We start from the raw sequence: 24,395 nt of genomic DNA, 5'->3' as shown, positions 1-24,395 counted from the left end.
TCAGCTCTGGAGGGCCTGGCGCACCGCGTCGGCGTTCGGCGGGACCGTCGCCTTCGGACCGATCCGGCCTTCGACGGCGTCCAGGGTCTTGAGCCCGTCACCGGTGATGAGCAGGACGGTCTCGGCTTCGGGGTCGAGCTTGCCGGTCTCGATGAGCTTCTTCGTCGTCGCCACGGTGACGCCGCCGGCGGTTTCGGTGAAGATGCCTTCGGTCCTGGCGAGCAGCCGGATGCCCTCGACGACCTCCTCGTCGGAGACGTCCTCGATCGCACCTCCGGTGCGGTTGACGACGTCGAGCACGTAGGGGCCGTCCGCGGGGTTGCCGATGGCCAGGGACCGGGCGATGGTGTCCGGCTTGACCGGCTGCACCACGTCGTAGCCGTTGCGGAACGCCGTCGAAACCGGGGAGCAGCCCGTGGCCTGGGCGCCGAAGACCTTGTACGGGGTCTCCTCGACCAGGCCGAGGGTGCCCAGCTCGCGGAAGCCCTTGTCCACCTTGGTCAGCTGCGAGCCCGAGGCGATCGGCACCACGATCTGCTCCGGCAGACGCCAGCCGAGCTGCTCGGCGACCTCGTAGCCCAGGGTCTTCGAGCCCTCGGAGTAGTACGGCCGGACGTTGACGTTCACGAACGCCCACGTCTCGTTCTCGGCGGCGAGCTGGGTCGCGAGCCGGTTGACGTCGTCGTAGTTGCCGTCGACGGCGATGAGGTTGCCGTCGTAGACGGCGGTGGTGAGGATCTTGGCGCGCTCGAGGGAGGAGGGGATCAACACGACGGACTGCCAGCCGGCGCGGGCGGCGGCCGCGGCGACGGCGTTGGCGAGGTTGCCGGTCGAGGGGCAGGCGAGGGTGTCGAAGCCGAACTCACGGGCCGCGGCGAGCGCGACGGCGACCACGCGGTCCTTGAAGGAGTGGGTGGGGTTGCCGGTGTCGTCCTTGACCCAGAGCCGCTTGAGGCCCAGGGCCTTCGCGAGGCGGTCGGCGCGCACCAGCCGGGTACAGCCCGGCTCGGTGTTCGGGATCTCCTCGACGTTGGAGGGCACGGGCAGCAGCTTCTTGTAGCGCCAGATGTTGCGCGGGCCGGCTTCGATGTCCTCACGGCGGACACGGCCGAAGTCGTAGGCGACCTCGAGCGGCGAGAAGTCCTCGGCGGAGACGAACTCCGGGGCCAGCGGCTGGCGGTGGCCCTCCTCCTTCGAGACGAGCTCCACGGCGGGGCCCAGGTCAAGGGAGCGCTTGGTGGGGGTGACGGCTGCAGTCATCGCGAGGTCCTTTCCTCATCTGTCCCGCTGACGCGGGCCGGAATTGGCACCGTGGTCGTCAGCTACCTCGCGGAATCGAGATGACAGGCTGACGCCGGTTGCCGGGGCTTCGTCGGGCCGTTCCCTCTGCCCCTCTGGATGAGCGGTATTCGATTGTGGGCCGCGCACCGAAAGCGCACTGCGGCTGTCACAAACATACGACACCGTCCCGGCCCGACGCCATGCCCCTGCGGGCTTCGTCACCGTGGGAGGATCGGAGAGTGACCGCGCCAGCCACCACCACCGCGCCGCTGCACCTCGTCCTCGGTGAGGAAGAGCTGCTCGTGGAACGTGCCGTCCGGGCCGCGCTCGACTCGGCGCGCCTGGTCGACCCGACCACGGACATGACCAGGGTGCGGGTGTCCGACCTCACGGCGCCCGCGCTGGCCGAGCTCGTGAGCCCGTCGCTGTTCAGCGAGGGGCGGGTGATCGTGCTCGACGCGGCGCAGGACATCTCGCAGGAGCTGTCGGACGCCGTCGTCTCGTACCTGAAAGCACCCGCCGACGGGGTGGTGCTGGTCGTGGTGCACACCGGCGGTGGCCGCAGCAAGGCCGCGAAAGCCCTGCCCGCCGCGCTGAAGAAGGCGGGGGCGGTGATCACGGAGTGCGCGAAGATCACCAAACCTGGGGAGCGGGAGGCGTTCGTCCGCAACGAGATCCGGCAGGCCGGCGGCCGGATCGACGCCACGGCGGTCGCGGCGCTCATCGACGCGGTCGGCTCGGACCTGCGGGAGCTCGCCTCCGCGGCAGCGCAGCTCGTCGCGGACTCAGGCGGCAAGGTCGACGAGGACGCGGTGCGCCGCTACCACCGGGGCCGGGCCGACGTGACGGGCTTCGCGGTGGCGGAAAAGGCCGTCGCGGGCGACCGGGCGGCGGCGCTGGAGTCGATGCGGTGGGCGATGCAGATCGGCGTGCCGCACGTCCTGGTGGCCGACGCACTGGCCGACGCGGTCCGGACCATCGCGCGGGTGTCCGCGGCGGGGCGCGGCAATCCGAACCAGATGGCCGGGTCGCTGGGCATGCCGCCGTGGAAGATCCGCAAGGCGCAGGGACAGGCGCGAGGCTGGGGCGCGGCGGGGCTGAACAAGGCGATGGCGATCGTCGCGCGCGTCAACGCGGAGGTGAAGGGCGCTGCCGCCGACCCCACCTACGCGCTCGAACGAGCGGTCCTCGACATCGCCGATGCCCGCGATCTCCGCTGATCCCAGTCCGCAGCACGCGGGAGGTCACCCTTGGCCTGACAGCATCGTCGCTGGGGGCCCAGGGTTCAGGCGTTCGTGATCGGCACCGCGCCCTGCCGGTGAGAAAATGAAGGCGCACCAACGAAACGCGTGGCGGCATCGTCGCTGGGATCGAGAGCCCAGGCCCTCGCGACGCGGGCATGTCAATCTGCCCGTGAAAAACGAAGGCCCGCCAACGGAAACCGTGGCGGGCCTTCGGGAAGTTGCGAACTGAGGCGCTGTCAGCTCAGAGCTGGTTGGCGCGCTTCGCGAGCGCGGACTTCTTGTTCGCGGCCTGGTTCGGGTGGATGACACCCTTGCTGGCGGCCTTGTCCAGCTTCTTGGCGGCGGCCTTCTGCAGCTCGATCGCCTTGTCCTTGTCGCCGGCCTCGGCGGCCTCGCGGAACTTGCGGATCGCGGTCTTCACCGAGGACTTGATCGACTGGTTGCGCTGGCGCGCCTTCTCGTTCGTCTGGATACGCTTGATCTGGGACTTGATGTTGGCCACGCGGGCGCTCCTTGGTCGTTCGGCGGATTTCGCTGCCGCGTCTTCGTGACCCCGGCGAACCGGGTTTCCTCCCTGGCGGAATGCCACGCGGCAACGATCGACAAGGTTACCAGCCGGAGTAGAGTGCCCCTCGTAGTGCCTAGGGTTCCGCCGCCGCCCGACCCCAGTCCCACAACCAGGAGCGGCGGGTCCGGTCCGAGCGGCACCCGCCCCCGGGGGAAGGGCCCCGGGGGTACACCTGACAGGGGAAAAGCCTAGAGGGCCTGGTCCTTCGCGCCCGCGAACGGCCGGAAAGGCCCTGGTGAACGGCACCGCCCTGTCCCTCGTCCTCGTCGCCGCCGTGGTGCACGCCGGCTGGAACCTCGCCGCCAAGCGGGTGACCGGCGGGGGCGCCCGGTTCGTGTTCCTCTACTACACCGTGAGCGCCGTCGTCTGCGTGCCGCTCGCCGTCGTGGCACTCGTGCTGGAGCCGCAGCGTCCGCAGTGGACCTGGCTGCTCGCCGCCCCGCTCACGGCGGTCTTCCACGTCCTCTACGGCGTCGTGCTGCAACGGGGGTACGCCGTCGGGGACCTGTCCGTCGTCTACCCGCTCGCGCGCGGCAGCGGGCCGCTGTTGTCGGTCTTCACGGCCGTCGTACTGCTGGGGGAGCGGCCCGGAGTGCTGGGCCTCGTCGGGGCGGTGCTCATCGTCGGCGGGGTGCTGCTCATCGGCACCGGCTCCGGTGGCGGCCCCCAGAGCGACGCGCCTGACAGTGGAGGCGGCGGCGCCGGGCGCGGCATTGCCGACGGCACTGGTCCCGATGGCGGCATGCCCGATGGCGACGGCGACAGCACCGGGCGCAGCACACCTCAAGGCACAGGCGCTCGCCCCGGGGCTGGCCGCCGGCGGGCTGGGGTCGCCTACGGGCTGCTGACCGGGCTCACCATTGCCGCATACACGTTGTGGGACGACCACTCCGTCACCGCGCTCGGGGTGCCGCCGCTGGTCTACTTCAGCGCCGGGGCGCTGCTTCAGAGCGTGTTCCTCGCGCCGATCGCGGTGCGGCAGGGCGACGTCCGCGGGCTGTGGCGCGTCCACCGGCGGGAGATCCTGCTCGTGGGCCTGCTCTCACCCGTCGCGTACCTGCTCGTCCTCTACGCCATGCGCATCGCGCCCGTCAGCCTCGTCGCGCCCGCCCGCGAGGTCAGCATCGTGCTGGGCGGGTTCGCCGCGTGGCTGTGGCTCGGCGAAGCCAACCCCGTCCGGCGGCTCGTCGGCTCCCTCGTCGTGCTGGCCGGGATTGCGGCGATTGCAGCTTCCTGATTTGGTGCACCCATGGAGGTCTTGAGCAGCCGGATCCTGGTGCGGCCCGCCGATCCCGGAAAGACGACCGCGTTCTACCGCGACGTGCTCGGGCTGGCGATCTACCGGACGTTCCCTGGCGGCACCGTGTTCTTCCTCGGCCAGGGGCTGCTGGAGGTCTCCGGGCACGGCGACGGCGGCACGCCCGCGGGCCTCGCCATCTGGGTGCAGGTCCGCGACCTCGAAGCGGCCGTGGCCGACCTCGCCGAGCACGGCGTGCGCCCCGACCGCGAGCCCCGGCTGGAGCCGTGGGGTCTGCGCGAGGCGTGGATCTCCGACCCGGACGGGTTGCGCATCGTGCTCGTCGAAGTGCCCGAGGACCATCCCATCCGTACCGACACCCGTCCGGCCGGCTAAAGCCGCCGCGCCCGTAGTTCCGCTGCCGTGGAGGCGAAACCGGGCGGCTCCCACGTCCACGTCTGCAGGTCGGTGAACCCCGCGGCGGCCACCTCCGCCGCCAGTTCGTGGCGCGACACCGGCAGCCACTTCTCCGGCGCCGACAGCACCAGACGGCCGCCCGGCCGCAGCACCCGCCGCAGCTCGGCGAACCCCGCCGCGCGGTCGGGCCACAGCTGGACGTTGTTCACGCTCAGCACGACGTCCGCCGACTCGTCGGACTGACCCGTGTCGGCCGCCGTTCCCCGGCTCAGGCGGGCGTCCGGGCAGCGGGCCCTGGCCAGCGCGAGCATGGCCTCCGCCGGATCGACGCCCGTGACCTGCGGCGTTCTGGTCAACGCGGCCTCGACACCCACCCCGGGCCCGTGGCCGACGACCAGCACGGCCTCCCCGGGAGTGAGCCTCGCCACGTCCACCACGTGCCGTTCGGTGGGGCCGTTCACCGACGCCATCACCGCCGCGCCGATCCTGCCCAGCAGGCCGCGGGGTCGCCCGAAGGCCCGGTCCAGAACTGCCTCGAAGGCCGTCGTGCTCATACCTCCAGGTCAGCACGCGCGGCGGCGGGCGGCATCGGGGATGACCCGGAAATGCCCCTGCACCGGGCATGGGAGACTGGAGGCGCACCCACGACCGAGCCGAGGAAATCAGTGACCTTCGCCGACACCACGTTCACGCCGCCGGAGCTGATCCGGAACTTCTGCATCATCGCGCACATCGACCACGGCAAGTCCACGCTGGCCGACCGCATGCTGCAGCTCACGGGCGTGGTCGAGGAGCGGGCCATGCGCGCCCAGTACCTCGACCGGATGGACATCGAGCGCGAGCGCGGCATCACGATCAAGGCGCAGAACGTCCGGCTGCCGTGGCGGGTCGGGGACACCGACCACGTCCTGCACCTCATCGACACCCCCGGCCACGTCGACTTCACCTACGAGGTCTCCCGTGCGCTGGAGGCGTGCGAGGGCGCGATCCTGCTGGTCGACGCGGCGCAGGGGATCGAGGCGCAGACCCTGGCGAACCTGTACCTGGCGCTCGACAAGGACCTGCACATCATCCCGGTCCTCAACAAGATCGACCTGCCCGCCGCCGACCCGGACAAGTACGCCGCCGAGCTGGCGCACATCATCGGCTGCGAGCCGACCGACGTGCTGCGCGTGTCGGCCAAGACCGGTGAGGGGGTCCGGGAGCTGCTCGACGAGGTCGTGCGCCAGGTGCCCGCCCCGCAGGGCGAGCCGGACGCCCCGGCCCGCGCGATGATCTTCGACTCCGTGTACGACACCTACCGCGGGGTCGTCACGTACATCCGCGTCGTCGACGGCAAGATCACGCCACGCGAGCGGATCCGGATGATGTCCACCGGCGCCACGCACGAGCTGCTCGAGGTCGGCATCATCTCGCCCGAGCCCAAGCCCAGCGACGGCCTCGGCGTCGGCGAGGTGGGGTACCTGATCACCGGCGTGAAGGACGTGCGCCAGTCGCGCGTCGGTGACACCGTCACCAGCGAGCGCAAGGGCGCGACCCAGCCGCTGACCGGGTACCGCGAGCCGAAGCCGATGGTCTACTCCGGGCTGTACCCGGTGGACGGTTCGGACTACCCGGAGCTGCGCGAGGCGCTGGAGAAGCTGCAGCTCAACGACGCGGCGCTGACGTTCGAGCCGGAGACGTCGGTGGCGCTCGGGTTCGGGTTCCGCTGCGGGTTCCTCGGCCTGCTGCACCTGGAGATCACGCGGGACCGGCTGGAGCGCGAGTTCGGCCTCGACCTGATCTCGACCGCGCCGAACGTGGTGTACCGCGTGGTGCTGGAGGACGGCAGCGAGCACACGGTGACCAACCCGTCCGACTGGCCGACCGGGTACAAGATCGCCGAGGTGCACGAGCCGCTGTCGAAGGTCACGGTGATCGCGCCGGCCGAGTTCATCGGCGCGATCATGGAGCTGTGCCAGAGCAAGCGCGGTCAGCTGCTGGGCATGGACTACCTGTCCGAGGACCGCGTCGAGCTGCGCTACCACCTGCCGCTCGCGGAGATCATCTTCGACTTCTTCGACTCGCTGAAGTCACGCACCCGCGGGTATGCCTCGCTGGACTACGAGGAGGCCGGTGAGCAGGTCGCGGACCTGGTGAAGGTCGACATCCTGCTGCAGGGCGAGCCGGTGGACGCGTTCTCCGCGATCGTGCACAAGGACGCGTCCTTCAGCTACGGCAACCGGATGGCGACGCGGCTGCGCGAGCTGATCCCGCGGCAGCAGTTCGAGGTGCCGATCCAGGCGGCGGTCGGCTCGCGGATCATCGCGCGCGAGACCATCCGCGCGATCCGCAAGGACGTGCTGGCCAAGTGCTACGGCGGTGACATCTCGCGGAAGCGGAAGCTGCTGGAGAAGCAGAAGGAGGGCAAGAAGCGGATGAAGAACATCGGGCGGGTGGAGGTCCCGCAGGAGGCCTTCGTCGCGGCGCTGTCCACCACCGAACCGAGTGACAAGGGCGGCAAGAAGAAGTAGGGGCCGCGGGGTCGGCCGGCGCCCGGGAGCGCGGTTTCGGCCCTGGTGGCCTGAGCATGAGGTGCCGGAAGAGGCTGGTAGGCCTCGGGTGACGTCGCGTTGGGGGTGGCGGAGGCTGGCTGCCGGGCCGGGGCGCGGTGGCGGCGGGGCTTGGCTGCCTGGCAGGGGACATCGGGCTCCTGGCAGGGGCCGTTCGACCACGGCGGCGAAGCCGACAGCAGGCAGCGACCGCCGTCAGGGGTTGCCGTAGAGGCGTTGTGCCTCGATGAACACCGCGCAGCGGCGTTCGGCCGCCATGACCCTGTCGTACTCCTCCCAGTCGTCGTGGCTGCCCGTCGCCGCGACGAACACCTCGCGCAGCAGCCGGGGCAGGTTCGCGGGGTCGAAGGCGGGATCGACGTCGTCCGGGCCCAGCAGGCGTGCCGTGCCCTCGACGGACGCCCACTCCCAGCCGCGGCGGAAGACAATCGTGCCGGAGCCGCGTTCACGCAACAGGGTGAGCTTGCGCGTGCCGCCCCTGGCGACGAAGCCCGCGCTCATCCGGCCCGTCACCGGATCGGGGAGGAGGCCGGCGTTGACCACGGACGCGTGCACGCTGCCGTCGGCGCGGGCGACCGCGATGGTGGCGAGGCCGTGCTCGGCGTATGCGAGCTTGCGCACTCGGGTCAAGTCGATCATGCCGGGAACGGTAACCCCTTTCTAAGCTGAGCACATGTTCGAAGACTTGCGTTTCCCGGTGCTGGTGGCGCCGATGGCGGGCGGCCCGACCACGCCCGAGCTCGTGGCGGCCGTGGTCGAAGCCGGTGGTTCGGGGTTCGTCGCCGCGGGATACCTGCAGGCGGACGCCCTCGCCGAGCGTATCGCGAAGACACGGGAGCTGACGAACGGCACCTTCGGGGTGAACCTGTTCGTGCCCGGCTCACGGTCCACTGTGGACCTCGGCGGATACGTCGAACGGATCCGGGCCGAAGCCGGACGGTACGGGGCCGAGCCCGGTGAACCGCGCTGGGACGACGACCACTACGCGGCGAAAGTCGACCTCGTGGTGGCCGAGCGGATCCCCTTCGTGTCCTTCACCTTCGGCCTGCCCGCACCCGAGGACGTGACGCGGCTGCACGACGCAGGCAGCCAGGTCATCGCCACCGTGACCAATCCAGCCGAAGCCACCCGCGCCGCGGCGCTCGGCGTGGATGCGTTGTGCGTCCAGGGGTTCGAGGCCGGGGCGCACCGCGGTCTGCTGGCGGACGACCCGGCCGATCCCGCGGGCGGACCGACGTACGGGCTGCTCGCGTTGCTGCGGCTCGTTTCGGCCGCAACCGAACTGCCGCTGATCGCCACCGGGGGACTGGTGCACGGCGCGGACGTGGCGGCCGTCCTCACGGCGGGCGCGGTCGCCGCGCAGCTCGGCACGGCGTTCCTGCGGGCCGACGAGGCAGGCACGCAACCGGCGCACCGCCGGGCGCTGGCCGAGGGCGGCCGGGAAACGACGTTCACGCGGGCCTTCAGCGGGCGCACCGCGCGGGGCATGGTGAACAGGTTCCTGAGCGAGCACTCCGCGACCGCCCCGGCCGCCTATCCGCAGGTGCACCACCTCACCCGCCCCGTCCGTGCGGCGGCGGGCAAGGCGGGTGACGCGGAGGGGCTGAACCTGTGGGCCGGGCAGACGTACCCGGTCGCGCCCGAGGGCCCGGCGGCGGAGATCTTCGCCCGCCTCCGGACCGAGGCGAAGGAGGCCGTACGGCGCGTGCGGCTGGACTGAACCAGGGGTGGCTGGGCCTGCCCGACCTGCCGCAGGACAGGCCCAGCCTGGGCGGAACGCTCAGCCGGCGGCGGCGACCTCTTCCGTCTCGGCCACCCGCTGGCGCCGCGGCTTGCGTTTCCGCGTCGCCCCAGCGATGAAGTACGACATGAGTTCCGCGACGGTGGTCGGGTCGTCGAGCTGCGGGCAGTGCCCCCAGTCCTCGCGCACGACCAGCCTGCTGTGCGGGACGAGCGAGTGCAGGCGCCGCCCGGACGCCGCGTCCACGAGCCGGTCCTTGCCGCACGCGACGACGAGCAGGGGCACCTCGATGTCCTCCAGCCCCTCGTACGCCTCCGCCAGCTCCTCGACCAGCTGCCGGGCCTGCTCCAGCCGGTCCTTCGTGGACCGGTAGTCGGGGAAGAGCTCCGTGAAGCGCCGGACGTGCTCCGCCGCCGCGACGCCGTGGTCGGCGTACAGCAGGCGCGGGACGACGTACTCGGCGATGGTCCGGACCAGGAACCCGGGCACCGGCAGCGGCAGGGCCGCCCACAGGCGCAGCGGCGCCGTGCCGACCGCGCGCACCAGCCACGAGTCCACGAAACCCGGTGCGGCGATGGAGATCACACCCGCGATGGCGTGCCGGGAGGTCGCGGCCGCCCGCAGGCTCATCGTGCCGCCGAGCGAGTTGCCCGCGAGCACCACCTTGCCGTGCTTGGTCTGTTCCCGGAGCACCGCGTCGACGAACCTGTCGAGCTGCGGCAGCATCGGGCCGGACCGCAGCGCGTCGGCGTCACCGAAACCGGGCAGATCCACCGCCACCGCGCAGATCCCCGCCTCGGCGAGCTGCTGCAGCACCGGGCGCCAGGTGTCCGCGCTGTCGCAGTAGCCGTGCAGGAGTACGAGCCGGGGAGCGCCCCGGAACAACCGCTTGGGACCGACTTCGAGCACACGTGTGCGGATACCGGCGTAGCTGCGCTGGCCGACCCGGATGAGCCCCGGGTCGGCCGGTAGGGACGCCGGCGTCTCTCGCTTTCCCCGCTCCATTGCGGTCATATACCCAGATTAGCGAGGAAATCTCACCTTCCCCGGGAAAGTTGTGGGCACGAAGCAGTGTCGGAGCGGTGTCGGTCCCGCGTCTGCGCAGCTCAGGCGCTGAAGCGGGAGTGTTAGCGAGTGAAAACGATTTTGCCCGCGGTGGCGCCGTCCATCATGTTCCGGAAGCCCTGCTCGGCCTCGGTCATGGGCAGCTCGGCGCCGATCTGCGGCTTGATCCCGGCCAGCGAGACGTACTCCAGCAGGCTCTCCAGCTCGTCGCGGGTGCCCATCGTGGAGCCGACGACACGCAGCTGCAGGAAGAACACGCGCTGCAGGTCGGCGCTGGGGTCCGGACCACTGGTCGAACCGGAGACCACCACGGTCCCGCCCGGCTTGAGCGACTTCAGCGAGTGCCCCCACGTGGCCTTGCCCACCGTCTCGAACACCGCGTCCACCCGCTCCGGCAGCCGCGCGCCGGACTCGAACGTCGCGTGCGCGCCCAGCTGCTCGGCCAGTGCGCGTTTCTCCTCCGTGCGCCCGGTGACCCACACCCGGAACCCGGCGGCGCGGCCGAGCTGCACCAGAGCCGTCGACACACCACCGGAGGCGCCCTGCACGAGCATGGTCTGACCGGGACGAAGGCCCGACTTCACGAACAGCATCCGGTACGCCGTCAGCCAGGCCGTGCCCATCGTCGCGGCCTCGGTGAACGACAGGTTCTGCGGCTTCGGGATCGCGTTGCGGGCGGGCACGACGACGTAGTCGGCGAAGGTGCCCTGGTACTTCTCGGTGAGCAGGGTGCGCTTCGGGTCGAGAGTGTCGTCACCCTGCCAGCCGGGGGCGTTCACCACCGAGTGCAGCACGACCTCGGTGCCGTCCTCCAGCACGCCGGCGCCGTCGCAGCCGACGATCATCGGGAACTGCTCGGCCTTGATGCCCACGCCGCGCAGGGTCCAGATGTCGTGCATGTTGAGGCTGGCGGCGCGGACCGCCACCTTCACCCAGCCGTCGGGGACCTCGGGCTCGGGCCGCTCGCCTACGACGAGTGCGTCCAGCGGGTTGTCGTGGTTGGCTTCTTCGGCATACACGGCGAACATGCCAGCAACCTACCTCGGGGCGACCCCGCGTACCCTGTGATCCGTGTTCGCGGGACTGGCCAACTGGTGGGACAACGCCGAGCTGTGGCTCGCGCAGCTGTGGTTCCCGCTGCAGTTCCTGCTGGTCATCGCCGTGCTCGGGCCGCTGTGCCTCGGCGTGGGATGGCTGATCGACCGGATCGTCGACCGCGTGGCGGCGTGGTTGCGCCCGTCCCGTGACGAGGACTGCCCGCCGCGGTCCTAGAAGAAGCACTTTTGAGCGGCGGAGCCGCTTGCTGTGGGCTGTCAGCTCGCGCCGCCGCGGGTTCTGAGGGGTCTTCTCGCGAGGACAGCGCCGACGTGGTGACCTGGGGGTCATGAGGAGGCGATCCCGGAGCGAGAAGGCCCCTCAGGTTCCGCCACCCGCACCGCTACACGAACGGGTTCGGACAGTCTCTAGAGTTGCGCGGGTGTCTAGCAGAAGGCGGATCACCGTTGCGCTGATCGGGCTCCTGGTGCTCGTCCTCGGGGGATGGCTGGTCAAGGACCTCGGCAGTGGCAGCGGTACCAGCGGGGACACCGGTTCCGGCATGGCCACGAAGGCGTTGTCGGCGTTGCCGCCCGAGGCCGGGCAGACGTGGCGGCTCATCCAGCGCGGCGGCCCGTTCCCGTACCCCCGCAACGACGGCGTGGTGTTCGACAACCGGGAGAAACGCCTGCCGGTGAAGCAGTCCGGTTACTACCATGAGTACACCGTGCCCACGCCGGGCAGCTCGGACCGCGGGTCGCGGCGGCTGATCACCGGCGAGTCACGGGAGCTGTACTACACCGGTGACCACTACGCGTCCTTTGTCATCGTCGATCCCACCAAATAGCAAGTTGAAGGTCATGGAGCATTCCACCGTCAAGACCATCACGGACCGGGCGCGGGCCCGTGGCGCCTACCTGCACGTGCTGCCGGGCAGCCCGGCGGACAAGCTGTCCACTCTGGACGCGATCGCCGAGGCGCTGTCGTTTCCGGACTGGTTCGGCCGGAACCTCGACGCCCTCTACGACTGCCTCACCGACCTGTCCTGGCTGCCCCGGGGCGAGCACGTGCTGCTGTGGCAGGGTTCGGACGCGCTGAAGCAGGCCGACCCACGTGGCTACCTGGCGATTCGCAGCGTGCTGTCGGACGCCGAGCGGGCGCTCGCGCCGGACGGCGGCAGTCCCGACAGCCGCCGCCTGACGCTCGCGCTCGCCGACGACTGAGGTCAGTCCGCGGGCACCCAGTTCGGCTTGCGCTTCTGGGCGAACGCGACGATCCCCTCCTGGCCCTCCTCGCTCGCGAAGAACCGTGCGGACAGGGCGTTCATCGCCTGGAAACCCGCGGACGGCGTCGGCGGGCGGGGACTCGCCAGCAGTTCCTTGGTGGCGGCGAGGGCGTTCGGGCCGCCGAGCGTGAGAGCGCGCACGTAGCGGTCGGTCTCGTCGTCGAGCTTCTCGGCGTCGACGGCGGCGGTGATGAGCCCGATCTCGGCGGCGCGCGCGGCGTCGAACACCTCGCCGGTGAGCATCAGCTCCTGCGCGGCGCGCGGGGCGATGCGGGGGAGCACGACGAGCGAGATCACCGCCGGGACCACGCCGATGCGCACCTCGGAGAAGGCGAACGTGGCCTCCTTCGCGGCGACGACGATGTCGGCGGCGGCGACCATCCCGACGCCCCCGGCGCGCGCCGGCCCAGCCAGCTTCGCGACGACCGGCTTCGGGCTGCTCCAGATCTGCTGGAGGATCTCGGGGAACTCGTTGACGCCCTGGTCGGACGCGTCCGCGCCGCGCGCCTCCTTGAGGTCCATGCCGGCGCAGAACACGGGACCGGTGTGGGTGAGCACGATGACGCGGACGTCCGTGTCGCCGCCGGCCTTGGCGAGCGCGGCACGCAGCTCGCGGCGCAGCTGGGCGGACAGGGCGTTGCGGTTGTGCGGGGAGTCCAGCGTGATCGTCGCGGCGCCACTCCGCACCGAGTAGTGGACGAGTTCGTCAGCCATGGCTGACACCTTGCCACGACCGGCGGTGAACCACTGTTGCGCGGGCCACAGTCAGCCGCGGAGGCGGGCGAGGTCCAGCTCGACGGGGAAGGGCTCGCGGGTGGTGAAGCGGCGGGTCTCGGCGGGGGCGTCCTGGTAGCCGAACTCACCGGCGAGGTGGCAGGCGACGAGCGAGGTGGGCTCGTCGAGGTCGACGATCCAGTAGAAGGGGATACCGGCGTCCGCGTACTCGTCGTGCTTGACGACGGTGTCCATGCGGTGCGAGCCGGGAGAGACGATCTCGATCACGACGAGCACCTGAGTGGCGCGGATCAGGCCGCCATCGCGCTCGACGCGGGCGATCTCGTCACGGTCGACGACGATCAGGTCGGGGCGGCGGGAAAAGCCGGGCTGGTCCGGGGGGACGAGTTCCAGGTCGATGTCGATGTCCTGGATGACTCTGAATTGCTCGGGTAGCTGTGGCAGGAGTTGGTAAAAGATCCAACCCGATGCGATGTTGTGCGCGGGGCGGGGGCTCGGCGACTTCAGCAGGCGGCCTTCCTGAAGCTCGGTGTAACCAGGCTCGGTCTCGCCGAGCGCCGCATACTCCGCGACCGTCAGCAGATGGGGCTCACCATCCACCTGGGGCTGTGGAAGCGCAGTCACAGACTTCTCCTTACGCCGCCGCCCACTATCGCAAGAGCCTTTACCTGCGAAAACCGCGGTCTTCCACGTCCATCCGCGGTTATCGCCGCTCCATCATCCCTCAGTTCTGGCGGGGCAGCAGTTCCCGGGCGAAGGCGTCCGCGAACTCGTCCCACGGTTGCGGGCCCCGGTGGTACACGACGAACTTCGTGAGGCCCGCCGCGAGGTAGCCGTCCAGCAGGCGGTGCAGTTCCGGCCAGCTGCCGGCCACCAGGGACGACGGGTCGGCGTCCGGGCGGCGGGCCCGGGCCGCCGCGGCCAGTTCCGGCGGCACGCCGCCGTCCGCGAGGAGCACGCTCATGCCGTAGTGGTCGGGTTCGATCTCGCGGCCGGCCGAAGCCGCGGCGGCCGCGATGGCCTCGCGCGCCGGCCCGGCGTCCGACGGCGGCAGGAAGCTGCCCAGCCAGCCGTCGCCGTAACGGCCGATCCGGTCGAACGCCGCCGGCACCGCGCCGCCCAGCCAGATGTCCAGTCGCGGCACCGGGCCGAACGATCCGTCCGTCAGTGCCTCGCGCAGCTGCCGCAGCGAGTCGTCGAACGCTGTGGCCCGGCTGCCGGGTACCTCGAACAGGTTCCACTCCTGCCGCCGCGCCGGGCGCAGGCCGAACACCGGCAGCACCCGTTTCGGGGCGAGCGCGGCCAGCGACGCCAGCTGCTTCGCCACCAGCACCGGCTGCCGTCCCGGCAGGACCGCCACCGACGTGCCCACCTTCAACCGCCGGGTGCGGGCGAGCGCGTGCGCCATACCGATGAACGGGTCGACCGCCGCCGAGTACACGTGCTCCGACAGCCACAGCGAGTCGATGCCCGCCGTCTCCAGCCGGTCCGCCACCTCGGGCAGCCGCGACGCGGGCGTCTCCGCACCCAACCCCACGCCGAACCGGACCTTCATGCGGCCCGCTCCAGCGCCGTCGAATACCGGGCGAGCACCAGTTCACCGATCCGCGGATCGGGCGCCAGCGAATCGGCCAGCACGACGTCCGGCGAGGCCTCGCGCGCCAGCCGCGCGATGCGGTCCGGCAGCAGGCCCGGCGCCAGGAACCACGACGCCACCGCGAACCGGCGGGCGCCGAGCGCGCGCAGGCGAGCCATCGCGGCGGGCACATCGGGTTTCGTGGCGCTCGCGAAGGCCGGCACCACCCGCATCGGGTACCGCGCGTTCCACCGCCGTGCCAACCGCACGACCGCCTCGTTCGCCGGGGCGTGCGACGAACCGACCGCGGACAGCACAACACCGAGCGAGGGGTCCTCCAGCGAGGCCCCCGCTGACACCAGCCTGTCCAGCGCCACCGACTCCAGCCCCGGGTCGACACCCAGAACGTCCGCAATGGACACTCGCAGCCGCGGCACCTCGCGCACGAGCGTGGGCAGGTCGACCCGCGCGTGGTAGGCACGGCCGAGCAGCAACGGCACGACCACCGCCGAACGGTGCCCCTGCGCGTACAGGTCGCGGAGCACGTCCGTCAGCAGCGGTTCCGACAGGTCCAAAAAGGACACCTGGGCGCCGATCGGCTCGACCAGGGCGCGGATCGTCGCGGCGGACCGGGGATCCCGGCTGCCGTGGGCGACCACCACCAGCGGAGCGTTCACTACACCGACCCGGTCAGTCCGCGCGTGCGCAGCACCGTCCGCTCCAGCGGCCGGAACACCAGCAGCTCGATGCCCACGCCCACCAGCAGGATCAGCACGATCGCCGAGATCACCGTGGGCATGTCCGACAGGGTGCGGCCGTCGTCGAGGTACGCGCCCAAGCCCTTGCCCAGCAACGGCGAAGTCGCGATGATCTCCGCCGCCATCAGCGAACGCCACGAGAACGCCCAGCCCTGCTTGAGCCCGGCGAGGTAACCCGGCAGCGCGGCGGGCAGCAGGATGTGCCGCGACGCGGCCAGCCGTCCTGCGCCGAGCACCTTGCCGACGCGCGGCAGGATCGGCGGGATCTGGTCGATCCCGGCCACCAGCCCGTTCGCGATCGACGGCACGCTGCCCAGCAGCAGCACCGCGTACATCGCCGTGGGCGTGATCCCGAACCACAGCACCGCCGCGGGCACCCAGGCGACCGACGGCAGGCTCTGCAACCCGGACAGGAACGGCCCGATCGCCGACCGCACCACCCGCACCTTCGCGACGAGCAGGCCCAGCGGGGTCGCGATCACGATCGCGACGAGGAACCCGAGCACCGCGCGGTGCACCGAGGTCCAGATGAACCCCAGCGCCTGCGCGTCGCTGATCCGGGCCCACAGCTCGTCCCACACCGCGAGCGGCGCGGGCAGCTGGTACTCGGGCCAGAACGCCGCCGCCCACAGCACCTGCCACAGCACGACCGCGAGCACGAGGAACGCGACCGGCGGCAACACGGCCCACAGAATCCGCCGCGTCCGGCTCGGACCGGTGTCCTGCGGCGGGGTGTCGAGGGCGTCGAGGCCCGCTTCGACGGCCGCGTCGAGGTCGTCAAGCCGCGGCATGACTGGAGATCACCTCACGCAGCCGCTGGTTGATCACCGCGATGGCGTCCAGCTCCTCGGGCCCGGACAGGTCGCCGACCTGCCACTCCTGCACGACCTTCCCCGGTCGCGAGGACAGCAGCACGACCCGCTGGCCCAGGCGCACGGCCTCGCGCACGTCGTGCGTCACGAACACCACTGCCGCGCCGGTGGAGCGCCACACCCGCAACAGCTCGCTCTGCAGCACGTCACGCGTGATCGCGTCGAGCGCCGAGAACGGCTCGTCCATCAGCAACAGCGGCGGAAGGCTGCCATCCGACGTGTGCAGCGCCGACGCCAGCGCCCGCGCGAGCGCGACACGCTGGCGCATCCCGCCGGACAGCTCGTGCGGCCGCTTGCCGCCGACACCGTCGAGCCGCACCAGCTCCAGCAGCTCCGCTGTCCGGCTCCGGCGCTCGCCGCGGGACACCCCGGCCAGGCGCAGCGGCAGCTCGACGTTCGCGGCCGCGGTGAGCCACGGCATCAGCGCGGCCTCCTGGAACATCACCGCCGGGCGCGAGCTGTTCAGCTCCAGCTCGCCCGCCGACGGCTTGTCCAGCCCCGCCACGATGTTGAGCAGCGTGGTCTTGCCACAGCCGGAGGCCCCGAGCAGGCAGACGAACTCGCCCGGCGCCACTTCGAGGTCGACGCCGGCCAGGGCCGCGACGCCACGAGCACCTTGGCCGAAGGTCTTGTGCACCCCGGTCAGGCGCACGGCGTACTCGGTGGTGGGCCGCACGGACGCGTCCTCGAGAGTGGCGGTCATCGGGTTCGCCTGCCTTCCTCGGTCGTCATTTCTGGTCGAGGCCGTCCGCGCTCACCGCGGGCTTGCCCGCCGCCGTCAGGACGGCGTTGAGCGGGGCGAGGTCGAAGAAGCCCTTGACCTCCGGCGCGGACTTCGCGATGCCCGCGGTGACCTGGTCCTGCGCCAGCTGCGGGAACCGCGACGCCAGCGGGTCGGTGGTCAGCTCGATGTTCGCGAACGCGCCGTCGAGCACCGGCTGCGACAGCGCCGAACCGGTCAGGGACTTGAGCTGGCGGTTCACCGCTGCCTTGGCCTCGGTGGGGTCGCTCGCCGCGAAGTTGTTCGCGTCGAGGACGGCCTTGAGCACCGCCTGCACGGTCTGCGGGTGCTCGTTGAGGAACTGCGTGCGCACGACCACGACCGTCGTCGGGAAGCGGCCGTCGGGCCACAGGGTCTTCTCGTCGACGAGCACCTTCGCCCCGGCCTCGGCGACCAGGCGCGCCGACCACGGCTGCGGCAGCCAGGCCGCCTGCACGGCGCCCTTGCGGAACTGGTCGAGCGTGACGGAGTTGTCCTCGCTCTGGACGTTGACGCCGGTCAGCTTCTGGTCGGCGATCCACTTCTTGAGCGCGACGTCCTGGGTGTTGCCCGCCTGCGGGTCGGCCACGACCTTGCCCTGCAGGTCCTGCGGGGTGTTGATCTCCGGCTTCACCACGAGCTGCGCGCCGCCCGACGTGGCGCCCGAGACCAGCCGCACCGCGTCACCGCCGGACTTGGAGAAGGCGTTGATCGCCGGCCCCGAGCCGATGAAGCCGATGTCGACGGAACCGCCCAGCAGCGCCGAGACCTCGTCCGGGCCCGCGTTGAACTTGGTCGGGGTGAGCTTCGTGCCGCTGCCCAGCTCCTGCGTGAAGTAGCCCTTGTCGAGGCCGATGAGCGCCGACGCGTGCGTGACGTTCGGGAAGTACGCCAGCCGCACCTCGGTGGCGGGGGTGCCACCGGTGCTCGCGGCGGGCGCCGAGCTGTCGCCGCGGTCGGCGCGGGAACACGCCGTGGCGAAAGCCAGCAACGACAGCGTCACAGCCAGGACACGCACAGTCCTTCTCACGGGCAGGGCCTTTCTCAGGTCAGGGGCCGGGGGAAACCACGTCGCGGTCGGACCGGAGCACCGGCAGCGGTGCGCCGACCAGACCGGCCGCCAGCGTGGTGCCGTCGCCCGCGTCGATGACCAGGAAGGACCCGGTGCGGCGGTTGACGGCGTAGTCGTCGACGGGCAGCGGCTCGGCCGTGCGGAGCCGCACCTGGCCGATCTCGTTGAGCTGCAACGCCTCGGGCGAATCCACAGTGGACAGCTTCTGCTCGTCGAAGCGTGTGGACAGCTCCTCGACGAACGCCTGTACGGTCCGGGTGCCGTGCTTCACGAGCACGCGCGCGCCGGGGCGCAGGGGCTTTTCGGACAGCCACGCGAGCGTCGCGCCCAGCTCGTCCGTGGGCACGGGCGCGTCGTCCGCGGCGGCGATGACGTCCCCGCGCGAGATGTCGAGGTCGTCGGCCAGCAGCAGGGTGACGCTCCGGCCCGCCGCGGCCTCTTCGAGCTCGCCGTCTGCGGTGTCGATGCGCTCGACCGTGCTGCGCAGCCCCGCGGGCAGCACGACGACCTGGTCCCCGCGGCGCACGGTGCCCGCCGCGACCTGTCCGGCGTACCCGCGGTAGTCCGGGTGCTCGGGCGTGCGCGGGCGGATCACGTACTGCACGGGGAACCGGAACGCCGCGTCGTGCGGGTCCGGCGCGACGGGCACGGTCTCCAGGTGTTCCAGCAGCGTCGGGCCCTCGTACCACGGGGTCTTGCCGGAGTGCTCCACGACGTTGTCGCCCACCAGCGCGGACACCGGGATCGACAGCACCGAGCCCGCCGGATAGCCCAGCGACGTGGCGTGGTCGGTGAACTCCTTGGCGATGACGGTGAACGTCTCCTCGTCGTAGTCGACGAGGTCGATCTTGTTCACCGCCAGCACCAGGCGCGGCACGCCGAGCAGCGCGAGCACCGCGGCGTGCCGCCGGGTCTGCTCGATCACGCCCTTGCGCGCGTCCACCAGCAGGATCGCCAGCTGCGCGGTGGACGCGCCGGTGACGGTGTTGCGGGTGTACTGCACGTGCCCGGGGGTGTCGGCGAGCACGAACGTGCGCCTGGGCGTGGCGAAGTAGCGGTACGCCACGTCGATCGTGATGCCCTGCTCACGCTCCGAGCGCAGCCCGTCGACGAGCAGCGAAAGGTCCGGAGTGGACAGTCCGCGGTCCACGCTGGCGCGGGTGACCGCGTCGAGCTGGTCGGCCAGCACGGACTTGGTGTCGTAGAGCAGGCGGCCCACGAGCGTGGACTTGCCGTCGTCCACGCTGCCCGCGGTGGCCAGCCTCAGCAAGCTGCTCATCAGAAGTAGCCCTCTCGCTTGCGGTCCTCCATGGCGGCCTCCGAGAGCCGGTCGTCGGCCCTGGTCGCGCCGCGCTCGGTGAGCCTGCTGGCGAGCACCTCGGCGATGACCTCCTCGACCGTGGTGGCGGTGGACTCGACCGCGCCGGTGCACGAGCCGTCACCGACCGTGCGGTAGCGCACGCTCAGCTCCTGGACCTCTTCGCCCTCGCGGGGACCGCCCCACGGGCCTTCGGTGAGCCACATGCCGTCCCGCCGGTAGACCTCGCGCCGGTGCGCGTAGTAGATCGAGGGCAGCTCGACCCGTTCGCGGGCGATGTAGTGCCACACGTCGGCTTCGGTCCAGTTGGACAGCGGGAACACGCGCACATGTTCCCCCGGACGGTGCCTGCCGTTGTACAGGTTCCACAATTCGGGACGCTGGCGGCGCGGGTCCCACTGACCGAACGCGTTGCGCAGGCTGAAAATGCGTTCCTTCGCCCGCGCGCGCTCCTCGTCGCGGCGTCCGCCGCCGAACACGGCGTCGAACCTGTGCTCGGTGATCGTGTCCAGCAGCGGCTGGGTCTGCAGCGGGTTGCGGGTGCCGTCGGGCCGTTCGGTCAGGCGCCCGTCGTCGATCCAGTCCTGTACGTGGGCGACGATCAGCCGCAGGCCGTGCTTCTCGACGACCGCATCACGGAAGGCGATGACCTCGTCGAAGTTGTGCCCGGTGTCGACGTGCAGCAGCGGGAACGGCACGGGCGCGGGCCAGAACGCCTTGATCGCCAGGTGCAGCAGCAGGGTGGAGTCCTTGCCACCGGAGAACAGGATCACCGGCCGGTCGAACTCACCCGCCACCTCGCGGAAGATGTGAATGGCCTCGGATTCCAGAGCCGCGAGGTGATCGGTGGCGGCGTCCGTTGCGGGGATTTCGAGAGTGGTCATCGCTTCCTCTCAGCCGTGCAGGCCGCACTCGGTCTTGGACTTGCCGGCCCAGCGGCCGCTGCGGGGGTCGGCGCCCGGCGCGACCTTCGCGGTGCACGGGGCGCAGCCGATGGACAGGTAGCCCTCCGACACCAGCGGGTTCTCCAGGATTCCGCGGGAGTCGATGTACGCCCGGAACTCCTCGTCGGTCCACGGGGCGATCGGGTTGACCTTCACCAGCCCGTTGCGCTCGTCCCACGTGACGATCGGCGTGTTCGCCCGCGTCGGCGCGTCCACCCGGCGCACCCCGGTGACCCACGCCTTGTAATTCGCCAGCGTGTTCCGCAGCGGCACCACCTTGCGCAGGAAGCAGCACTGGTTCGGGTCGCGCTCGTACAGCTTCGGGCCGTACTCGGCGTCCTGCTCGGCGACCGACTGCGCGGCCTGCGCGTCGACGATCCGCACGTCCGGGTACACCGTCTCGACCGCGTCCCGCGTGCCGATGGTCTCGGCGAAGTGGTACCCGGTCTGCAGGAACAAAACGTCCACATCGGACTTCACCCGGGTGGCCAGGTCGATCAGCACCGCGTCCTGCATGTTCGAGGCAACGATGAAGTCGTTCCCGAAAGTTCCCGCGGTCCATTCGAGCGCTTCGAGCGCGGTGGCGTCCGCCAGTTCCACAGATGCCTTGTCCGCCAGCGCTTTCAGGTCCTCGTCAGCCGTGACCGCGGTCATTTCGCTCCCTCCGGTAGCCGGATTCCCAGGAAATTCACAGTGAAGACGCGACGGCAGGCCCCGCACAGCCAGGCCCGCTCCTCGTCCGCGGGACGCAGGTCCTCGTCGCCGCAAAAGGGGCAGTAGAACGGCGTCGCCCGTTCGCTCATCGCAGGTCCGCTTCGTCGGCGCGCGCGACCCACTGGGCGAACCGCTCGCCCTCGGCGCGCTGGGCGTGGTAGTTGCGCACGACCCGCTCGACGTAATCGATCAGCTCGTCGCCGGTCACCTTGTGCCCGCGCAGCTTCCGGCCGAACCCGGTGTCGAGCCCGAGCCCGCCGCCAAGGTGCACCTGGAAGCCCTCGACCTGGTTGCCGTCGTCGTCGGTGACGATCTGCCCCTTGAGCCCGATGTCGGCGGTCTGGATGCGGGCACAGGAGTTCGGGCAGCCGTTGAGGTGCACGGAGACCGGGGTGTCCACACCGGACTGGATGTCGGCCAGCCGCTCCTCCAGCGCGGTCACCAGCTCCTTGGCGCGCGCCTTGGTCTCGACGATCGCGAGCTTGCAGAACTCGATGCCGGTGCAGGCCATCACGCCCCGCCGCCACGGGCTCGGCTCGGTCGGCAGGCCCAGCTCGGCCAGTTCCGCCTGCAGGCCCTCGACCTCGGCCTCCGGCACGTCCAGCACCACGAGCTTCTGCAGCGGGGTGAGCCGGACCCGGCCGGAGCCCGCGCGCTCGGCGGCCTTCGCGACCGCGATCAGCAGGGAACCGGACACGCGGCCGGCGATGGGCGCGGCGCCGACGTAGTAGTTGCCGTCCTTCTGCCGGTGCACGCCCACGTGGTCGTGCTGCACCCGCGGCACCTCGGGCGCCGGGCCGTCGGCGAGCTTGCGCTTGAGGTACTCGTTTTCGAGGACTTCGCGGAATTTCTCCGCGCCCCAGTCCTTGACCAGGAACTTCAGCCGTGCCCGCGAACGCAGCCGCCGGTAGCCGTAGTCGCGGAACACCGCCACCACGCCCGCCCACACCTCGTGCACCTCGTCGCGCGGCACCCACGCGCCCAGGCGCTGCCCGAACATCGGATTGGTGGACAGGCCGCCGCCGACCCACACGTCGAAACCGGGACCGTGCTCGGGGTGGTGCACGCCGACGAACGCCACGTCGTGGATCTCGTGCGTCACGTCGGGCAGGCCGGACACCGCGGTCTTGAACTTCCGCGGCAGGTTCGAGTACTCGGGCTTGCCGAGGTAGTTGCGCTTGATGTCCTCGATCGCCGGCGTGGCGTCGATCACCTCGTCCTCGGCGATGCCCGCCAGCGGCGAGCCGAGGATGACGCGCGGGCTGTCGCCGCACGCGGTCATCGTGGTGAGCCCGGCGGCCTCCAGCTTCTCCCAGATCGTGGGCACGTCCTCGATCCGGATCCAGTGGTACTGCACGTTCTGCCGGTCGGTGATGTCCGCCGTGTCCCGCGCGTAGGTCTGCGACAGCTCGCCCACCAGCGCGAGCTGCTCGGTGGTCAGCGCCCCGCCGTCGATGCGCACCCGGAGCATGAAGTACTCGTCGTCCAGCTCCTCCGGTTCGAGCGTGGCCGTGCGGCCGCCGTCGATACCGGGCTTGCGCTGCGTGTACAGGCCGTACCAGCGGAAGCGGCCACGCAGGTCACCCGGGTCGATGGAGGAGAACCCGCCCTTGGCGTAGATGTTCTCGACGCGCGGGCGGACGTTGAGCGGGTGGTCGTCCTTCTTCGAGCGTTCGTTCGGGTTGAGCGGCTCGCGGTAGCCGAGCGCCCACTGGCCCTCGCCGCGCCGCTGCCGGGAGCGCGGGGTGCGGCTGGGGGGAGTTTCGCGCGTCGGCGAAGCCATGGGATCCTCCGGGTCCTCGGAGGGCACCGGCGCGCGCGAGGGTCCCCTGGTGCGTCCTGGGGAAGGGAGTCCGCGGCGTCCGGCGCCCGCTGTCCGAAATTCGTGGTGGTGACAGAGAGCGGCGTCAGCAGGACGGGCGGCACAGCGCGCTGGCGACACGCCGGAGGTCGACGTGGCGGCGCGCCACGAGGAGAACACCGGCAGAAGTCACGTTTTCAGCGTGCCACGTGCCCAGAGTGTGGTCCAGCAGTGTCCGGATGCTGGGAGGATCATCACGCGGGTTGACATGGGGGACACTGGAGGGGTGTTCGGCGTCTACATCCATGTCCCCTTCTGCGCGACCCGGTGCGGGTACTGCGACTTCAACACCTACACCGCGGGCGAGCTCGGGTCCGCGGCGTCACCCGCGTCCTGGCTGGAAGGGCTGAAGCGCGAGCTGGAGCTCGGTGTCCGGCAGCTGGGCCCGCGCCCGGCCGAGACCGTTTTCGTGGGCGGTGGCACGCCGTCGCTGCTGGGCGCGGACGGGCTGGCGTCGGTGCTGGACGCGGTCCGCGGCAGCTTCGGGCTCGCGCCCGGCGCGGAGGTGACCACCGAGTCGAACCCCGAGTCCACCTCGCCGGAGTTCTTCGCGGGTCTGCGCGAGGCCGGGTATACGCGCGTGTCGCTGGGCATGCAGTCCGCGGCGCGGCACGTGCTCAAGGTGCTCGACCGCGTGCACACCCCGGGCCGTCCGGTCGCGGCGGCGAAGGAGGCGCGGGCGGCGGGTTTCGAGCACGTGAACCTCGACGTGATCTACGGCACGCCCGGTGAGCGGGTGGAGGACCTGCAGGCGTCGCTCGACGCGGTGCTGTCCGCGGGTGTCGACCACGTGTCGGCGTACTCGCTGATCGTCGAGGACGGCACCGCGATGGCGCGGCGGGTGCGGCGCGGCGAGCTGCCGATGCCGGACGAGGACGTGCTGGCGGAGTACTACGAGCTGATCGACGCGAAGCTGAGCGCCGCGGGCCTGACCTGGTACGAGGTGTCGAACTGGGCGGCGTCGGACGACGCGCGGTGCCGGCACAACCTCGGCTACTGGCAGGGCGGCGACTGGTGGGGCGCCGGGCCGGGCGCGCACAGCCACGTCGGCGGCGTGCGGTGGTGGAACGTGAAACACCCCGCCCGGTACGCGGCGCTGCTGGCGGAGGGCCGTTCGCCGGAGGCCGGGCGCGAGGAGCTGACGGACGAGGACCGGCACCTGGAACGGATCATGCTGGAGCTGCGGCTGGCCGAAGGGCTGCCGCTGGAGGCGCTCGACGCCGACGGGCTCAGCGAGTCCTCGGCCGCCGCCCAGGAGGGGCTGCTCGACGCCGGATGGCTGCGCGAGGGCCGTGCGGTGCTGACCGACCGGGGCCGCCTGCTGGCCGACGCGGTGGTGCGCCGGCTGGCGGCCTGACCT

General features: G+C 71.2%; 28 protein-coding genes and 1 riboswitch. Of the genes, 9 read left to right on the top strand and 19 right to left on the bottom strand.

Going from position 1 to position 24,395, the window contains the following annotated elements; all coding sequences use genetic code 11:
- A complete protein-coding gene (thrC, locus tag FHX82_RS13975) occupies positions 1–1,260 on the bottom strand; it encodes a threonine synthase (protein WP_145936698.1) in 1,260 nt (419 codons plus the stop codon).
- A 12-nt stretch (positions 1,261–1,272) separates the two neighbouring features.
- A riboswitch (SAM riboswitch) is annotated at positions 1,273–1,405 on the bottom strand.
- A gap of 115 nt (positions 1,406–1,520) precedes the next feature.
- On the opposite strand from thrC, the gene holA reads away from it, so the two are divergent.
- Positions 1,521–2,501: a DNA polymerase III subunit delta gene (gene holA, locus FHX82_RS13970; RefSeq protein ID WP_145936697.1), complete on the top strand. Its 981-nt coding sequence runs from the start codon at positions 1,521–1,523 to the stop codon at positions 2,499–2,501.
- A 265-nt stretch (positions 2,502–2,766) separates the two neighbouring features.
- Here holA and rpsT read toward each other — a convergent pair whose 3' ends face one another.
- Positions 2,767–3,027 (bottom strand): 30S ribosomal protein S20, encoded by a 261-nt coding sequence (gene rpsT / locus FHX82_RS13965; RefSeq protein ID WP_145936696.1) that lies wholly within the window; start codon positions 3,025–3,027, stop codon positions 2,767–2,769.
- A 301-nt stretch (positions 3,028–3,328) separates the two neighbouring features.
- Between rpsT and FHX82_RS13960 the strand changes: the two genes are divergently transcribed.
- Together FHX82_RS13960 and FHX82_RS13955 are read left to right on the top strand one after the other, a co-directional pair.
- Positions 3,329–4,330 (top strand): EamA family transporter, encoded by a 1,002-nt coding sequence (locus FHX82_RS13960; protein WP_145936695.1) that lies wholly within the window; start codon positions 3,329–3,331, stop codon positions 4,328–4,330.
- A gap of 12 nt (positions 4,331–4,342) precedes the next feature.
- Positions 4,343–4,726, top strand: coding sequence for a VOC family protein (locus tag FHX82_RS13955; RefSeq protein WP_145936694.1), 384 nt, complete (start codon positions 4,343–4,345; stop codon positions 4,724–4,726).
- Here FHX82_RS13955 and FHX82_RS13950 read toward each other — a convergent pair.
- Complete coding sequence (locus tag FHX82_RS13950) at positions 4,723–5,301, bottom strand: class I SAM-dependent methyltransferase (protein WP_145936693.1); 579 nt, start codon at positions 5,299–5,301, stop codon at positions 4,723–4,725. The two genes, FHX82_RS13955 and FHX82_RS13950, sit on opposite strands and share 4 nt — an antisense overlap.
- 111 nt (positions 5,302–5,412) lie before the next feature.
- Here FHX82_RS13950 and lepA point away from each other — a divergent pair, with 111 nt between their 5' ends.
- Positions 5,413–7,260, top strand: a complete 1,848-nt coding sequence (gene lepA, locus FHX82_RS13945) for a translation elongation factor 4 (RefSeq protein WP_145936692.1) — start codon at positions 5,413–5,415, stop codon at positions 7,258–7,260.
- Positions 7,261–7,494: 234 nt separating this feature from the next.
- Here lepA and FHX82_RS13940 read toward each other — a convergent pair whose 3' ends face one another.
- The gene (locus FHX82_RS13940; RefSeq protein WP_145936691.1) at positions 7,495–7,938 is read right to left on the bottom strand and encodes a pyridoxamine 5'-phosphate oxidase family protein; all 444 of its coding nucleotides are present in this window, start codon (positions 7,936–7,938) and stop codon (positions 7,495–7,497) included.
- A 34-nt stretch (positions 7,939–7,972) separates the two neighbouring features.
- Here FHX82_RS13940 and FHX82_RS13935 point away from each other — a divergent pair, with 34 nt between their 5' ends.
- Complete coding sequence (locus FHX82_RS13935) at positions 7,973–9,019, top strand: NAD(P)H-dependent flavin oxidoreductase (RefSeq protein WP_145936690.1); 1,047 nt, start codon at positions 7,973–7,975, stop codon at positions 9,017–9,019.
- A 60-nt stretch (positions 9,020–9,079) separates the two neighbouring features.
- Here FHX82_RS13935 and FHX82_RS13930 read toward each other — a convergent pair whose 3' ends face one another.
- Together FHX82_RS13930 and FHX82_RS13925 are read right to left on the bottom strand one after the other, a co-directional pair.
- The gene (locus tag FHX82_RS13930) at positions 9,080–10,054 is read right to left on the bottom strand and encodes an alpha/beta fold hydrolase (RefSeq protein WP_145936689.1); all 975 of its coding nucleotides are present in this window, start codon (positions 10,052–10,054) and stop codon (positions 9,080–9,082) included.
- A 113-nt stretch (positions 10,055–10,167) separates the two neighbouring features.
- Entirely contained in the window at positions 10,168–11,133 is a 966-nt protein-coding gene (locus FHX82_RS13925) for a zinc-binding dehydrogenase (RefSeq protein ID WP_145936688.1), read from the bottom strand.
- A gap of 43 nt (positions 11,134–11,176) precedes the next feature.
- On the opposite strand from FHX82_RS13925, the gene FHX82_RS13920 reads away from it, so the two are divergent.
- The 3 genes from FHX82_RS13920 to FHX82_RS13910 all read left to right on the top strand — a co-directional run bounded on the left by FHX82_RS13920 (position 11,177) and on the right by FHX82_RS13910 (position 12,363).
- A complete protein-coding gene (locus FHX82_RS13920) occupies positions 11,177–11,377 on the top strand; it encodes a hypothetical protein (protein WP_145936687.1) in 201 nt (66 codons plus the stop codon).
- A 205-nt stretch (positions 11,378–11,582) separates the two neighbouring features.
- Positions 11,583–11,987, top strand: a complete 405-nt coding sequence (locus FHX82_RS13915; protein ID WP_145936686.1) for a guanyl-specific ribonuclease — start codon at positions 11,583–11,585, stop codon at positions 11,985–11,987.
- Between the two features lie 13 nt (positions 11,988–12,000).
- Positions 12,001–12,363 carry a barstar family protein gene (locus tag FHX82_RS13910; RefSeq protein ID WP_145936685.1) on the top strand — a complete coding sequence of 121 codons (363 nt, stop codon included), beginning with the start codon at positions 12,001–12,003 and terminating at the stop codon, positions 12,361–12,363.
- A 2-nt stretch (positions 12,364–12,365) separates the two neighbouring features.
- Here the strand turns inward: FHX82_RS13910 and FHX82_RS13905 are convergent, their stop codons facing one another.
- The 13 genes from FHX82_RS13905 to FHX82_RS37980 all read right to left on the bottom strand — a co-directional run bounded on the left by FHX82_RS13905 (position 12,366) and on the right by FHX82_RS37980 (position 23,282).
- Entirely contained in the window at positions 12,366–13,139 is a 774-nt protein-coding gene (locus FHX82_RS13905; RefSeq protein WP_145936684.1) for an enoyl-CoA hydratase family protein, read from the bottom strand.
- A gap of 51 nt (positions 13,140–13,190) precedes the next feature.
- Complete coding sequence (locus FHX82_RS13900; protein ID WP_145936683.1) at positions 13,191–13,784, bottom strand: Uma2 family endonuclease; 594 nt, start codon at positions 13,782–13,784, stop codon at positions 13,191–13,193.
- Between the two features lie 100 nt (positions 13,785–13,884).
- On the bottom strand, positions 13,885–14,715 hold the full coding sequence (locus FHX82_RS13895; protein WP_145936682.1) for a TIGR03854 family LLM class F420-dependent oxidoreductase: 831 nt from the start codon (positions 14,713–14,715) through the stop codon (positions 13,885–13,887).
- The gene (locus tag FHX82_RS13890) at positions 14,712–15,413 is read right to left on the bottom strand and encodes a sirohydrochlorin chelatase (protein WP_145936681.1); all 702 of its coding nucleotides are present in this window, start codon (positions 15,411–15,413) and stop codon (positions 14,712–14,714) included. Before FHX82_RS13890 ends, FHX82_RS13895 begins: the two co-directional genes overlap by 4 nt.
- Positions 15,413–16,285, bottom strand: coding sequence for an ABC transporter permease (locus FHX82_RS13885; RefSeq protein WP_145936680.1), 873 nt, complete (start codon positions 16,283–16,285; stop codon positions 15,413–15,415). Before FHX82_RS13885 ends, FHX82_RS13890 begins: the two co-directional genes overlap by 1 nt.
- On the bottom strand, positions 16,272–17,069 hold the full coding sequence (locus FHX82_RS13880) for an ABC transporter ATP-binding protein (RefSeq protein WP_145936679.1): 798 nt from the start codon (positions 17,067–17,069) through the stop codon (positions 16,272–16,274). The genes FHX82_RS13885 and FHX82_RS13880 overlap by 14 nt, the downstream gene beginning before the upstream one ends.
- A 25-nt stretch (positions 17,070–17,094) precedes the next feature.
- Positions 17,095–18,144 carry an ABC transporter substrate-binding protein gene (locus FHX82_RS13875; protein WP_229880882.1) on the bottom strand — a complete coding sequence of 350 codons (1,050 nt, stop codon included), beginning with the start codon at positions 18,142–18,144 and terminating at the stop codon, positions 17,095–17,097.
- 31 nt (positions 18,145–18,175) lie between these two features.
- On the bottom strand, positions 18,176–19,477 hold the full coding sequence (locus tag FHX82_RS13870) for a sulfate adenylyltransferase subunit 1 (protein WP_145936677.1): 1,302 nt from the start codon (positions 19,475–19,477) through the stop codon (positions 18,176–18,178).
- Positions 19,477–20,400: a sulfate adenylyltransferase subunit CysD gene (gene cysD, locus FHX82_RS13865; protein ID WP_145936676.1), complete on the bottom strand. Its 924-nt coding sequence runs from the start codon at positions 20,398–20,400 to the stop codon at positions 19,477–19,479. The genes FHX82_RS13870 and cysD overlap by 1 nt, the downstream gene beginning before the upstream one ends.
- A 9-nt stretch (positions 20,401–20,409) precedes the next feature.
- Positions 20,410–21,114, bottom strand: a complete 705-nt coding sequence (locus tag FHX82_RS13860; RefSeq protein WP_145936675.1) for a phosphoadenylyl-sulfate reductase — start codon at positions 21,112–21,114, stop codon at positions 20,410–20,412.
- Complete coding sequence (locus tag FHX82_RS36965) at positions 21,111–21,263, bottom strand: Insertion element protein (protein WP_145936674.1); 153 nt, start codon at positions 21,261–21,263, stop codon at positions 21,111–21,113. The genes FHX82_RS13860 and FHX82_RS36965 overlap by 4 nt, the downstream gene beginning before the upstream one ends.
- Complete coding sequence (locus FHX82_RS13855) at positions 21,260–22,957, bottom strand: nitrite/sulfite reductase (RefSeq protein WP_145936673.1); 1,698 nt, start codon at positions 22,955–22,957, stop codon at positions 21,260–21,262. Before FHX82_RS13855 ends, FHX82_RS36965 begins: the two co-directional genes overlap by 4 nt.
- 124 nt (positions 22,958–23,081) lie before the next feature.
- Positions 23,082–23,282, bottom strand: coding sequence for a putative leader peptide (locus tag FHX82_RS37980; RefSeq protein ID WP_145936672.1), 201 nt, complete (start codon positions 23,280–23,282; stop codon positions 23,082–23,084).
- Here FHX82_RS37980 and hemW point away from each other — a divergent pair.
- Positions 23,244–24,392, top strand: a complete 1,149-nt coding sequence (gene hemW, locus FHX82_RS13850) for a radical SAM family heme chaperone HemW (protein WP_145936671.1) — start codon at positions 23,244–23,246, stop codon at positions 24,390–24,392. The genes FHX82_RS37980 and hemW overlap by 39 nt on opposite strands.
- Positions 24,393–24,395: the final 3 nt, after the last annotated feature.

Origin of the sequence: Amycolatopsis bartoniae (genome assembly GCF_014191255.1) — a bacterium.
In the GTDB taxonomy this organism is placed as follows: domain Bacteria; phylum Actinomycetota; class Actinomycetes; order Mycobacteriales; family Pseudonocardiaceae; genus Amycolatopsis_E; species Amycolatopsis_E bartoniae.
The sequence above is the reverse complement of the archived record's forward strand: the minus strand, read 5'-3'. Positions and strand labels throughout refer to the sequence as shown.

Excerpts from the sequence above, each read along its gene's own strand:
- hemW (WP_145936671.1), top strand. The coding sequence starts at position 23,244 with ATGGGGGACACTGGAGGGGTGTTCGGCGTCTACATCCATGTCCCCTTC.
- FHX82_RS37980 (WP_145936672.1), bottom strand. The coding sequence starts at position 23,282 with ATGGATGTAGACGCCGAACACCCCTCCAGTGTCCCCCATGTCAACCCG.
- cysD (WP_145936676.1), bottom strand. The coding sequence starts at position 20,400 with ATGACCACTCTCGAAATCCCCGCAACGGACGCCGCCACCGATCACCTC.
- FHX82_RS13950 (WP_145936693.1), bottom strand. The coding sequence starts at position 5,301 with ATGAGCACGACGGCCTTCGAGGCAGTTCTGGACCGGGCCTTCGGGCGA.
- FHX82_RS13870 (WP_145936677.1), bottom strand. The coding sequence starts at position 19,477 with ATGAGCAGCTTGCTGAGGCTGGCCACCGCGGGCAGCGTGGACGACGGC.
- FHX82_RS13905 (WP_145936684.1), bottom strand. The coding sequence starts at position 13,139 with ATGGCTGACGAACTCGTCCACTACTCGGTGCGGAGTGGCGCCGCGACG.
- FHX82_RS13860 (WP_145936675.1), bottom strand. The coding sequence starts at position 21,114 with ATGACCGCGGTCACGGCTGACGAGGACCTGAAAGCGCTGGCGGACAAG.
- FHX82_RS36965 (WP_145936674.1), bottom strand. The coding sequence starts at position 21,263 with ATGAGCGAACGGGCGACGCCGTTCTACTGCCCCTTTTGCGGCGACGAG.
- FHX82_RS13955 (WP_145936694.1), top strand. The coding sequence starts at position 4,343 with ATGGAGGTCTTGAGCAGCCGGATCCTGGTGCGGCCCGCCGATCCCGGA.
- FHX82_RS13855 (WP_145936673.1), bottom strand. The coding sequence starts at position 22,957 with ATGGCTTCGCCGACGCGCGAAACTCCCCCCAGCCGCACCCCGCGCTCC.
- FHX82_RS13930 (WP_145936689.1), bottom strand. The coding sequence starts at position 10,054 with ATGACCGCAATGGAGCGGGGAAAGCGAGAGACGCCGGCGTCCCTACCG.
- FHX82_RS13885 (WP_145936680.1), bottom strand. The coding sequence starts at position 16,285 with ATGCCGCGGCTTGACGACCTCGACGCGGCCGTCGAAGCGGGCCTCGAC.
- FHX82_RS13880 (WP_145936679.1), bottom strand. The coding sequence starts at position 17,069 with ATGACCGCCACTCTCGAGGACGCGTCCGTGCGGCCCACCACCGAGTAC.
- FHX82_RS13935 (WP_145936690.1), top strand. The coding sequence starts at position 7,973 with ATGTTCGAAGACTTGCGTTTCCCGGTGCTGGTGGCGCCGATGGCGGGC.
- FHX82_RS13925 (WP_145936688.1), bottom strand. The coding sequence starts at position 11,133 with ATGTTCGCCGTGTATGCCGAAGAAGCCAACCACGACAACCCGCTGGAC.
- FHX82_RS13895 (WP_145936682.1), bottom strand. The coding sequence starts at position 14,715 with ATGAAGGTCCGGTTCGGCGTGGGGTTGGGTGCGGAGACGCCCGCGTCG.
- thrC (WP_145936698.1), bottom strand. The coding sequence starts at position 1,260 with ATGACTGCAGCCGTCACCCCCACCAAGCGCTCCCTTGACCTGGGCCCC.
- FHX82_RS13940 (WP_145936691.1), bottom strand. The coding sequence starts at position 7,938 with ATGATCGACTTGACCCGAGTGCGCAAGCTCGCATACGCCGAGCACGGC.
- FHX82_RS13910 (WP_145936685.1), top strand. The coding sequence starts at position 12,001 with ATGGAGCATTCCACCGTCAAGACCATCACGGACCGGGCGCGGGCCCGT.